The sequence below is a fragment of the Thermoplasmatales archaeon genome, from assembly GCA_014361195.1.
Taxonomy (GTDB): domain Archaea; phylum Thermoplasmatota; class E2; order UBA202; family JdFR-43; genus JACIWB01.
Map to the genome: position 1 here is coordinate 21167 of JACIWA010000004.1, position 10250 is coordinate 31416.

Consider the following 10250-nt stretch of genomic DNA (forward strand, 5'->3'; position numbering starts at 1 on the left):
TCTCACCTTTTTATCATTTCATAAAGCTCTCTGAATTTCTTCTCCCATTCTTTTTCTTTTACAAGTATCATTCCTCTGGAATATTTTTCCGCTATTTCCCTATTATAAGGAATTTTCATTAAAATATCTATTCCTTTGCTACTACAGAATTTTTCCAATTCCTCTTCTCCTAAACCATATTTATTTATTATAACACCAAAAGGAATGCCAAAATTTTCAACCTTTTCAATTGCTATTTTTAAGTCATGTAATCCGAAAGGTGTTGGCTCGGTAACAAGGATTACAAAATCTGAGCCCTCAATTGTTTCTATGGTGGGGCATGCATTTCCAGGAGGGGCATCCAGCACCGACAACCCCTCACTTCTGACATATTCTTTAACCTTTCTTATTATAGGGGTGGATCTTGCTTCTCCGATATTAAGTATCCCCTGATATATTTCTATCTCATTTTTGCCTCTATAAATTTCTCCTATTTTTCTTCTATCTTCCTTAATCGCATCATAGGGACAAACAATTTTACAGCCATTGCATCCGGAGCATAATTCTTTAAAAAATAGAATATCGGATTGCAAAACCGCAATTGCATTATATTCACAAAACTCCGCACATTTTTTACAGAATTTGCATTTTTTTAAATCAAAATCCGGGTTCATTAAAAAAACATCATCTATTTTTTCCAATTTTGCTTTGACAAAAATATTTGCATTTGGTTCTTCAACATCGCAGTCGTATATTGTGCCATCATTTGCTATAGCAAAATTTACCGCAACTGTTGTTTTCCCTGTTCCTCCTTTTCCACTTGCTACCGCAACAATCATTTTTGATGATGTCCAAAAAGATGCCTGTCACATGCTTCACTTCCTGAAATTTTCTTCAGAAGCCCTTTCTTGAAAGCATAAATTGCATCTCTGACAGTAGTAGCTTCTCCCGCGCTATAAACTTCTATCCCACTTCTTTCAAAAATTTCAATCGCTTTTCTTCCAAGTCCCTTACATATTATTGCTTTAACTTTTTCTGCTAAAAGTATTTCTGGGGGAGAAAGCATTCCACCCATATGGTGGCTTATATTTTGAATAATTTTTATTTTATCGCTCTCTAAATCAAAAATAGTGTAGGTTGGCACTCTCCCAAAATGCTCCCCAATTTGCTCATCTATTCCTTTATTTCCAAGAGTTGGAAAAGCTATTTTCATTTTTTGCTCTCTATATCCTCTATTTTCCTTTTAATTTCCTGCAGCATATCCTCTATCCTTCTTATTTCTTCTTCGAGCATTTTAATATCATCTCTCCCCTCTTTTTCAATATATCTCTCTATCGCATCTTTTACTTTTCCCTGCAAAATTAACATTTCAATTCCTGCTTTTTGAAGTATTTGTGCCGCATTTGGCCCAAAATTGCCCGCAACCACAACATTTACTCCTTTATCTATTGCGAACTGCCCCGCCCTTATGCCTGCGCCTCTGAAGGAATCCGCAAACGGATTTGGCAAAACTTCAACATTTTTTATTTTATTTCCCTCTATTTCAACCAATGTGTAGGTAGGGCTTCTTCCGAATACAGAAGATATGCTATCCTCTAAACCACCAGATGTTGTTGCTATTAATATTCTCATTTTATCCCCTGATTTATTTGCTTTCTATTTCACTCAATCTATTTTTTATCCTTTCTAATTCCTGCTCAATTAACTCTATTTCTTTCTTAAGTATTTCTTTTTCCCACTCTTTTGTTGGTGCAAAAGAAGTAGTCGGGGTTGGAAAAGAAGCGGTTGGTAGCCAAGGAGTGGCAAAATATGGGTTGAATAGCCACCAGCATGCTCCTCTCCCAAATAGCCATCCAGGTCTTTGCCAAGGTGGTAAGTAGCTGAAAGGTCCTCTTCCAGGCCATCTATATATTCCATACCATCCGAACATTTCATCACCATGGAATATATAGCATTTAATATATAAATTTTTCCACAAAATTTTTATATAAAAGTTACATACAAATTATGCCAGGTAGGGGAAGATGCAGAAGATGGGTAAGCATGTTACCAAATGCAAACTACTTTATTCCTAACATGCCATATAGGGAAACAGTTATTATTCTTATAGAGGAATTTGAGGCATTTCGTTTAGTTGATTATCTTGGTTTGACACAGCATGAAGCAGCTATAAGAATGGGCGTTTCTCAAAAAACACTTTGGAACGATTTGAAAAATGCTCGTTTTAAAATAGCGGATGCAATTATAAATGGAAAGGGAATAAAAATAGAGGGTGGAAGCTATGTTTTGAGGTAACCCGCAAGTATCAATATTATATCAACAAGGAAGAAAATTACAATCAAAAGCTCCAATATCAGCAACTTCTTATTTGCATTTTCTTGATTCAATATTAAGTAGAGAGAATTTAATATTTCCATCTTGCTATTTACTCTTTCTTCCCATTGAGAAAGATAAAATCTTTCACTAGTCATCCCATATATTTTTGCTAAATACCAGTCACCAAAAAATTTTGATATATTTGATATATAATCAGTAACTTTTGTTAAATCAATTTTTGTTTTTGAAAGCTCTTCTATTATTTTTCTTGGAGATTTAAAAATATTTTTCTGATAAAGGAATTTTTCAACATCATCATAAGCTTTTGCCAAAATTGTATCAAAATATTTATCATAAGTTCTCAATTCAAGAAGTTGAAGATTTGCAAGCTCAATTGTAAATAAAATATCATTATATTTTCCACTTGGCTCAACAATTATTGCGGAATCCCAGTCTATTACTATTAAATCCTCATCATAGTAGGAATAACTATACTTTGTTCTATCCTTTATTATATCATCACTCAATTTTCTTATTTCTTCATCATTCGCAAGCAATGATGCCAAATTTCTGGCGTGCAATTTTTTATATTCCATTTCGTTTATTCTTTTTATACAGAATACTGTATGTGTTTCTGGCTCTATTTCAATTCCATATGGCTCTATTATATTCTCTTTTACCGCTTGAAGAACTTCCTTATGAATTTTCTCCACATATTTTTCCAGTGATATTTCTTCGTTATCCTCAATTATCTTTATGGTATAGTAGGAAAAGAGGGATTCAAATTTTTTATTTGAAAATTCTATTCTTATTTCATATGAAATTACTCCGATCGGGAAAAGTTTTATATTTGTCCTTAAATGAACCCTTCCTCTATTTGTTAAAACATCTCTCTCTTCAAATTTAAAGCAAAGATATTTAGGGAACTTAACATATTTTGGAGCGGATTTTTTAATTTCAATCAAGCTCATATCAAGTTTTTCTATGAGCAGAGTATCAAGCTTTTTTACATTCTCTATATCAAGCAATGCTCCTATATCATAAAGGAAATAATAAACTACTTCTCCATCCATGCTTATATAACACAAACTAATATAAAAGATATATTTTTAACTGTAAATGTTATCCATGAACAGAAAAATTCTGGTATATGCAACAATCTCCTCCTTGATCTGGGGGGCATCATTTCCAATAACAAAAATTGCCCTGAATGGAGCTTCTCCCATAATGCTCGCTTTTCTGAGATATGGAATTGCAAGCTCAATTCTAATTCCATTTCTTTTCCCTTTTAAAATAAAAATAAAGGATTTTGTTCTCTTGGGACTTTTCAGCGTAACATTTCCCACAATTCTTCAAAATGTTGGACTAAAATATACCCATGCCTATATCTCTGGATTTATTCAGAGCACCGGCCCCCTATATACCTTAATCCTTGCTTATCTCATGCTAAAAGAAAAAATAACAAAACAAAAAATAGCGGGCTTAATCATAGCCATTTCCGCCACCTACTTTGTTGTTTCTCCGCAGGGCGGCGGTAATGTGGCGGGCAACTTGCTTGTTTTATTTTCTGCAATAAGCTATTCTGCGGGGGGAATAATTGCGAAAAATTTGTTGAACAGGGGGTATAAGGCAATTCAATTGCTATCTTTTTCTTCATTTTCTGGGGCAATTTTTCTTATTCCATGCTTGTTTTTAGAGGAAATAAAAATTGTTTATGAAGGGATTGCTCTTGCGGTTTTTCTTGCAATAGTTACAACCTTATTTGCATATATCCTATGGTATTCAGCGATGGAAAAAATTGAGGTATCGAGATTATCCTTCTTTACTTTCATGATGCCTCTTTTTTCAGTGATTTTTTCAGGACTTTTTTTAAATGAAAAAATAAAAATACTTACTATTGTTTCAGGATTTATAGCAATATTTGGCATATTGATTGCACAGCAACAATAAAAATTTATTCTAAATCCGCATTATATTTATGATGCAAGCAAAATTAATTAATGATATTACAGATTTAGCATGGCTTTCAAGAGCATTCGATACAGAAGTAAAGAGAAGTGTATTCAATGAAATTTTTCAAGGATGGAAAACAATGGAAGAAATAGAGGAAAAGTATGGTAAGGAAGGAAAAGAAGCATTAAAATTTTTTGAAAAAGTTAAAATGGTGGAGACAAGATGGATAATGCCAGAAGATGGAAAGGCAAGAAAGGAATATCATGCCTTTTATAATTCATTCCATATAAATGTTATGACATCCATAGAAAACATAAAAGATACATTTTCAATAGTTCTCATGGATGATAAAAAGTTTAGAGAAATTGAGAAAAAGATTTATGAAAGAGTTAAGGAAAAAGGAGAGTTAAGCAGAGAAATAGAAAAGGAGATAGGGTTATCTCCTGTTCAGATGAGATGCGTTGTGAAGAGGTCAAAAATTCTTGAATATAAAGGAATGAAAATAGAAAAAGTGGAATAAAGATGATTGCTACATTTCTTGGAGGAGGAAGAGAAGTAGGAAGAGTTGGCATATTTCTGGAGATAGAAAATAAAAAAATTTTGATTGATTATGGCATATCTCCTCAAAATCCTCCAGTTTATCCAATTGAATCTCCTCCAGTAAAAGATGTTATTTTATCCCATGCTCATCTTGACCATTCTGGCATGATTCCCTGGATATGCAGAAGATATAACACAAGGGTTTTTTCCACAAAATTGACTAGGGAGATTTCACAAATTCTCTTTTATGACACGTTAAAGATAGCGGATGCAAGCGGTTATCCTTTTCCATACGATATGAATGATATAGAGATAGCAAATCAGAATTTTTTTGATGTTGAAAAGAAAATTTTCATAGACGATGATATTGAAATAAATTTATATCCAGCGGGTCATATTCCTGGATCAACAATGATAAAAATAAATGATTCTCTTTTTGCATGTGATATAAATACAATAGAAACAAGATTGCTTCATGGAGTAAAGCCTGTTAAATGCAGAAATCTCTTCATTGAGGGAACATATGCGGGCGTTGATCATCCTGATAGAATAGAGTTAGAAAAGAAATTCATAGATGATGTGGAGGATGTTGTAAATAATGGGGGAAAGGCAATAATTCCCGCATTTGCGTTAGGGAGAACCCAAGAAATTGCAATGATTCTTGCGGAAAGAGAAAAAGAAGTATGGGTTGATGGAATGGGTTATCAAATTTCTGAAATATTCCTGGAGAATGGAAAATATATAAAATCTCCTCAAAAATTAAAAAAAGCAATTGAAAAAATCAATTTTGTTTATTCAAATCAAGGGAAAAAACTCGCATTGAAGGCGGGAATTGTAATTACAACAAGTGGAATGATGAATGGTGGCCCGGTTTTGTGGTATATAGATAAAATAAAGGATGACCCAAAATCAGCGGTATTTATCAGTGGCTACCAGGTAGAGGGAACAAATGGAAGGAGATTGCTCGATAATAAAGAAATAGATTTATATGGAGTTGTCAGGAAAGTAAATTGCCAGGTAAAATTTTACGATTTCTCCGCCCACGCAGGCCACAGCCAGCTTGTTAAATTTATAAATGAATGCTCTCCAGAAAATATTATAATATTTCATTCAGAAAAGCCCGAACTGCTAGCGGAAGAAATAGAAGCAAATACATATATTCCAAAAAATGGGGAGAAAATAGAGATAGGGGGAGATTAGGCTATTATATCAACGCCCAATCTTTTTCCACTATCCCATCTTGCAAGTCTTACTTCATCCGTTTTTGGAGATAGAATATAAGGTGAGGTTACTCCTGTCATTATTGCCATAACCCTGCATCTCCCGTTGTAATCTGGATTTACTCTAGCTCCAAGTATAACATTTGCATATGGGTCTATTTCATTTGTCATATATTCCGCTATTTTCTCAGCAAATTCAAGGCTCATATCTTGTCCGCCAGTTATATGAATCAAGCAACCTCTTGCTCCAGCAGTATCTACTTCTAGCAATGGATGGTGCAATGCTTCATGTGCTAGTGCTTCAGGACCATCCCTTATTGTTCCCTCTCCCCAGAACATCGCTGCCACATCTCCACCGCTTACAATTGTTTTTACATCCGCATAATCAAGATTTATCAGAGATGGCTGGGTAATTGTTTCAGATATTCCCTTAACTGTTTCAGATATAAGCTGGTCCATTACTCCAAATGCCTTGTCTATTGGCAGATGAGGTACAAATTCAAGCAATTTCTGATTGTCAAGCACTATCACCGAGTCGCACTCTCTCCTGAGCTCCTCGAGTCCTTGCTCCGCTCTTACTATTCTTCCTCTCTCAACCTTGAATGGAATAGATACCATGCCAACCACAATCGCTCCGTTCCTCTTTGCAATCTTTGCCACCAATGGGCTTGCGCCTGTGCCTGTGCCACCGCCCATGCCAGCGGTTATGAAAACCAGGTCCGGTTCGCCTATTATCTGGGCAATTTCATCCTTGCTCTCCTCTGCTGCTCTTCTTGCAATATCTGGATACCCACCCGCTCCAAGGCCGCGAGTTATGTTTCTCCCTATGACAAGTTTTTTGTCCGCTTCAACTACGTCCAATGCCTGCTTATCTGTATTTATTGCTATTATCTCCGCCCCTTTTACTCCTATCTTGTGTAATCTGTTAACTGTGTTTCCTCCCGCTCCCCCTACCCCTATGACCACAATCTTTGGTATTCCAAATCCATCATCTATTTCCTTTTTTTCCGTCCCAAACTTTAGCGCATCTTCTACTAAACTTTTCATTTACATCCCCTCCTTTTTCTTTATATAGGCTGGTTGCAAAGGCATCCCATCCCCTCCTTTATTTTTTATCATATTTTTTCACCTCTTCTACATACGCTTGCAACTCTCTGAAAGTATCCCATGTCTTCTTTCTTTCCTCTACTTCTTTGCCGATGTCTCTGAGCAATAAGTTTACCGCCCTTTTTATTGCCTCGGATCTTGAGCTGAACTCACCGAGGGTAATCAAGGTATCTATCCATGCAATTTGGTGTTTTGGTAGCCTTACTGTGACTTTTTCTGTTTCCATTTTCTCCCCCAAATGACGGACTTTGTAGGACATTGTCCATCATTTGTCAGACAATAATATCTAACTTATTTAAAAATTTTTCTATTTTTGCATTTCCACTGGAAAAATAAATTCAATGCTATAGATGAAAATTATTTAAATTAAAAATTTTTCTATTTTTCAATCTTGAAAAAATCCTTGCCTTATATCTCAATTATATTCTCAAATGATGTTTGCTATGCGAGACTTTTAAGATATAACTTCAAGATATAATTTTTCTTCTCTATAATGAATACCAAGGAATAGAACATATATCTTTACCGAATAGAAGAGCATTGCTCTATTTCCTTCTTCCAGATTAATCTTTACATACCCCTGCTATTGAAAAAATACCTCTGATAGCATCGGGAAATTTTCTTTCCATACTGTACATTGCTTCAAATGCAATTCCATCCTTCTAGAGCTTAAGAAGGTTAAAACCATTTAAGAAGATTAAAACCATTCTTCTATTGCAACATTTTATTATTCTCGTCTGAATTCAGCAAAAATTGTTTTCTTCTTTCTCGCATTGCCTCTAAAAAGGGTAAAATTTTTAAATAGATAATATATTCCAACTCACGAATTTTAAAAGGGATACTGTGAAGTATACGAGATTCGAAAAAGCGAGAATAATAGGAGCGAGAGCATTGCAGATAGCGATGGGTGCTCCCCTACTTATAAAAATAACGGATGATATTGTAGATCCTATTAAGCTTGCTCTCATGGAATTTGAAAAAGGGGTTATCCCTATAACTGTGAGGAGGAGAGGAAAAATTATAAAAGGGCCTGTAGTATAAGGTGACATCATGGAAGAAAAAAAGTTTATGGTTCCAGAAGAAACATATATTTCCTGTGGTGTGGAAATAGGCACACAGCAGAAAACAGAGCATATGAGACCATTTATTGCAAGAGTAAGAAATGATGGACTTTATCTTATAAATATAGAGGAGACAGATAAAAGAATAAGACATGCTGCAAAATTACTTGCAAGATATGAGCCAGAGAAGGTTGCGGTTGTTGCGGTCAGGCTATACGCTCAAAAACCGATAAAAATGCTTTCTGAGATATGTGGTTTTAATGCAATGCCAGGAAGATTTCTGCCTGGCACATTCACAAATCCAAATTCTGAGAATTATAAAGAAGTGGATATTCTCCTTATAAATGATCCAATAGGTGATAAGCAGGCAATGAATGAGGCAATAAAAGTGGGATTGCCAGTCATAGCCCTTTGTGATACAAATAATGAGACAGGTTTTGTTGATCTTATCATTCCAGTTAATAATAAGGGAAGGAAATCTCTTGCATTAACCTACTGGCTTTTAGCAAGGGAAATATTGAAGGCGAGAGGGGATATAAAGAGCGATGACGAATTCCAATATAGAATAGAAGATTTTGAAGCGGAGCTTTAGCAAAACAGGCAAACTTTTATAAATGCTTTTGTTTATTCTCATGGCAAATTTCCCTGAAGCAGAAGCAAGATTACTCAACAAGCTTATATGCATGAAATGCAATGCAAGGAATCCATCAAAAGCGGAAAGATGCAGGAAATGCGGTTCAACTCGCTTGAGGCCAAAATCCCGCCAGCGCGGTAAAGGCGGTTGAGCGGGCGGTGGAAAGGCTTAGCGGGATAGAGCAACAAATTTAATATATCTCGTTTTTATCCTTTATGGAAGTTCTGCTTCCTTACGGGAAAGGAAAGATTGGATTAGATATTCCTGACAGGAATATTCTTAAAATAATTGGGGCAAAGGAGATAATAGCGGAAAATGAGGAGGAGATTATAGAAAGAGGTATTAACAGAGAAGCATTGAGAAAGTTCAGGGGAAAAATAGCGATAGTTGTTGATGATAAAACACGCCCTTGCCCTACCAAAAAAATTATTCCTTATCTATTGGATGAATTAAAAGGGGAAATAAAAATAATTTTTGCAACTGGAACACATGAAGCGGTGAATGAAAAAGAAGCTCAAGAGCTTCTTGGGGATATAGCATATCAATATGAATGGATCAGTCATAGTCAGAGTAGCGAGTTTGTTGAGCTAGGAAAAACAAAGTTTGGCACTCCATTGCTCCTTAATGCGGAATTCATGAAAGCGGATGTTAAAATTTTGCTCGGAGATATAGAATATCATTATTTTGCGGGTTATGGAGGGGGAAGAAAAAGTGTTTTGCCAGGTGTTGCATCTGAAAAAACAATTGAAATAAATCATCAGAGAATGTTTCATGAAAATTCAAGATTTGGTGTTCTCGATGGAAATCCAGTAAGCGATGACATGGAAAATGCAGCAGATATTGCAGGCATTGATTTCTGTTTCAATGTTGTAATTAACAGCAAGCATGAAATAGTTGGAGCATTCTCCGGAGGGCATAGAGAAGTTTTGAGGGAAGGCGCAAAAATGGTTGACAAAATGTATAAAGTTGAAGTGGGCCACAAAGCGGACTGCGCCATAATTGCATCAGATGGCTATCCTCATGACATAAATCTTTATCAGGCGATGAAGGCAATTCAAACTGTTGTTGATGTTGTAAAGGAGGGAGGGAGTATATTTTTGGTAGCGGAGTGTAGTGAAGGGCATGGAAGCAAGAAATTTTATGATGAAATTGGAAAATACAAAAACAGCCAGGAAGTTAAAGAAGATTTGCTAAAAAAATTCATAATGGGAAAGCACAAGGTTTATTATATGCTGAAGGCATGTGAGAAATTCAAAATTTATATGGTAACAAAAATGAGCGAGGAAATGGTTTCTCATTTCAGAATGAAAAAAATAGAAGAAAATGAAATTCTTGACCATATTTACAAAAATCATGGGAAGGATGCAAAAATTGTTGTTTCTCCAAATGCATCAACAACCCTTGCAACCTTAAAATCGCAATAATTAAATTTTGCTTTTT

15 protein-coding genes are annotated in these 10250 nt (G+C 35.2%); 8 read left to right on the forward strand and 7 right to left on the reverse strand.

Annotated elements, in window-relative coordinates:
* Positions 1–2: 2 nt before the first annotated feature.
* Genes H5T44_03645 through H5T44_03660 form a run of 4 tightly spaced genes read right to left on the reverse strand, consistent with a single transcriptional unit; the run spans position 3 to position 1909 of the window.
* Positions 3–818, reverse strand: coding sequence for an ATP-binding protein (locus H5T44_03645; protein ID MBC7081318.1), 816 nt, complete (start codon positions 816–818; stop codon positions 3–5).
* Positions 815–1192 (reverse strand): NifB/NifX family molybdenum-iron cluster-binding protein, encoded by a 378-nt coding sequence (locus H5T44_03650; protein ID MBC7081319.1) that lies wholly within the window; start codon positions 1190–1192, stop codon positions 815–817. Before H5T44_03650 ends, H5T44_03645 begins: the two co-directional genes overlap by 4 nt.
* The gene (locus H5T44_03655; protein MBC7081320.1) at positions 1189–1611 is read right to left on the reverse strand and encodes a NifB/NifX family molybdenum-iron cluster-binding protein; all 423 of its coding nucleotides are present in this window, start codon (positions 1609–1611) and stop codon (positions 1189–1191) included. Before H5T44_03655 ends, H5T44_03650 begins: the two co-directional genes overlap by 4 nt.
* A 13-nt stretch (positions 1612–1624) precedes the next feature.
* Entirely contained in the window at positions 1625–1909 is a 285-nt protein-coding gene (locus H5T44_03660) for a DUF5320 family protein (GenBank protein MBC7081321.1), read from the reverse strand.
* A gap of 77 nt (positions 1910–1986) precedes the next feature.
* Between H5T44_03660 and H5T44_03665 the strand changes: the two genes are divergently transcribed.
* A complete protein-coding gene (locus H5T44_03665) occupies positions 1987–2274 on the forward strand; it encodes a DUF134 domain-containing protein (GenBank protein MBC7081322.1) in 288 nt (95 codons plus the stop codon).
* Here the strand turns inward: H5T44_03665 and H5T44_03670 are convergent.
* A complete protein-coding gene (locus H5T44_03670) occupies positions 2259–3368 on the reverse strand; it encodes a hypothetical protein (GenBank protein MBC7081323.1) in 1110 nt (369 codons plus the stop codon). The two genes, H5T44_03665 and H5T44_03670, sit on opposite strands and share 16 nt — an antisense overlap.
* A gap of 55 nt (positions 3369–3423) precedes the next feature.
* Between H5T44_03670 and H5T44_03675 the strand changes: the two genes are divergently transcribed.
* From H5T44_03675 to H5T44_03685, 3 genes are read left to right on the forward strand one after another with little or no spacing between them, the layout of a single operon-like run.
* Positions 3424–4245: a DMT family transporter gene (locus H5T44_03675; protein MBC7081324.1), complete on the forward strand. Its 822-nt coding sequence runs from the start codon at positions 3424–3426 to the stop codon at positions 4243–4245.
* Positions 4246–4273: 28 nt separating this feature from the next.
* The gene (locus H5T44_03680; protein ID MBC7081325.1) at positions 4274–4768 is read left to right on the forward strand and encodes an ArsR family transcriptional regulator; all 495 of its coding nucleotides are present in this window, start codon (positions 4274–4276) and stop codon (positions 4766–4768) included.
* A 2-nt stretch (positions 4769–4770) separates the two neighbouring features.
* Complete coding sequence (locus tag H5T44_03685) at positions 4771–5988, forward strand: MBL fold metallo-hydrolase (protein MBC7081326.1); 1218 nt, start codon at positions 4771–4773, stop codon at positions 5986–5988.
* Here the strand turns inward: H5T44_03685 and ftsZ are convergent.
* Both ftsZ and H5T44_03695 read right to left on the reverse strand, forming a co-directional pair.
* Positions 5985–7055, reverse strand: a complete 1071-nt coding sequence (gene ftsZ, locus H5T44_03690) for a cell division protein FtsZ (GenBank protein MBC7081327.1) — start codon at positions 7053–7055, stop codon at positions 5985–5987. The two genes, H5T44_03685 and ftsZ, sit on opposite strands and share 4 nt — an antisense overlap.
* Before the next feature lie 58 nt (positions 7056–7113).
* A complete protein-coding gene (locus H5T44_03695; GenBank protein MBC7081328.1) occupies positions 7114–7341 on the reverse strand; it encodes a ribbon-helix-helix protein, CopG family in 228 nt (75 codons plus the stop codon).
* A 617-nt stretch (positions 7342–7958) separates the two neighbouring features.
* Between H5T44_03695 and H5T44_03700 the strand changes: the two genes are divergently transcribed.
* The 4 genes from H5T44_03700 (at position 7959) to larA (ending at position 10234) form a co-directional block, all read left to right on the forward strand.
* A complete protein-coding gene (locus H5T44_03700) occupies positions 7959–8156 on the forward strand; it encodes a DNA-directed RNA polymerase subunit K (protein ID MBC7081329.1) in 198 nt (65 codons plus the stop codon).
* Positions 8157–8165: 9 nt separating this feature from the next.
* A complete protein-coding gene (locus H5T44_03705; protein MBC7081330.1) occupies positions 8166–8768 on the forward strand; it encodes a 30S ribosomal protein S2 in 603 nt (200 codons plus the stop codon).
* Positions 8769–8808: 40 nt separating this feature from the next.
* Positions 8809–8961: a 50S ribosomal protein L40e gene (locus H5T44_03710; protein ID MBC7081331.1), complete on the forward strand. Its 153-nt coding sequence runs from the start codon at positions 8809–8811 to the stop codon at positions 8959–8961.
* Positions 8962–9025: 64 nt separating this feature from the next.
* Positions 9026–10234, forward strand: coding sequence for a nickel-dependent lactate racemase (gene larA / locus H5T44_03715; protein MBC7081332.1), 1209 nt, complete (start codon positions 9026–9028; stop codon positions 10232–10234).
* Positions 10235–10250 lie beyond the last annotated feature (16 nt).

Coding starts and splice junctions, on each gene's coding strand:
- H5T44_03675 (MBC7081324.1), top strand. CDS start 3,424: ATGAACAGAAAAATTCTGGTATATGCAACAATCTCCTCCTTGATCTGG.
- H5T44_03650 (MBC7081319.1), bottom strand. CDS start 1,192: ATGAAAATAGCTTTTCCAACTCTTGGAAATAAAGGAATAGATGAGCAA.
- H5T44_03680 (MBC7081325.1), top strand. CDS start 4,274: ATGATGCAAGCAAAATTAATTAATGATATTACAGATTTAGCATGGCTT.
- H5T44_03710 (MBC7081331.1), top strand. CDS start 8,809: ATGGCAAATTTCCCTGAAGCAGAAGCAAGATTACTCAACAAGCTTATA.
- H5T44_03670 (MBC7081323.1), bottom strand. CDS start 3,368: ATGGATGGAGAAGTAGTTTATTATTTCCTTTATGATATAGGAGCATTG.
- H5T44_03685 (MBC7081326.1), top strand. CDS start 4,771: ATGATTGCTACATTTCTTGGAGGAGGAAGAGAAGTAGGAAGAGTTGGC.
- H5T44_03705 (MBC7081330.1), top strand. CDS start 8,166: ATGGAAGAAAAAAAGTTTATGGTTCCAGAAGAAACATATATTTCCTGT.
- H5T44_03660 (MBC7081321.1), bottom strand. CDS start 1,909: ATGTTCGGATGGTATGGAATATATAGATGGCCTGGAAGAGGACCTTTC.
- H5T44_03665 (MBC7081322.1), top strand. CDS start 1,987: ATGCCAGGTAGGGGAAGATGCAGAAGATGGGTAAGCATGTTACCAAAT.
- H5T44_03655 (MBC7081320.1), bottom strand. CDS start 1,611: ATGAGAATATTAATAGCAACAACATCTGGTGGTTTAGAGGATAGCATA.
- ftsZ (MBC7081327.1), bottom strand. CDS start 7,055: ATGAAAAGTTTAGTAGAAGATGCGCTAAAGTTTGGGACGGAAAAAAAG.
- H5T44_03645 (MBC7081318.1), bottom strand. CDS start 818: ATGATTGTTGCGGTAGCAAGTGGAAAAGGAGGAACAGGGAAAACAACA.
- larA (MBC7081332.1), top strand. CDS start 9,026: ATGGAAGTTCTGCTTCCTTACGGGAAAGGAAAGATTGGATTAGATATT.
- H5T44_03695 (MBC7081328.1), bottom strand. CDS start 7,341: ATGGAAACAGAAAAAGTCACAGTAAGGCTACCAAAACACCAAATTGCA.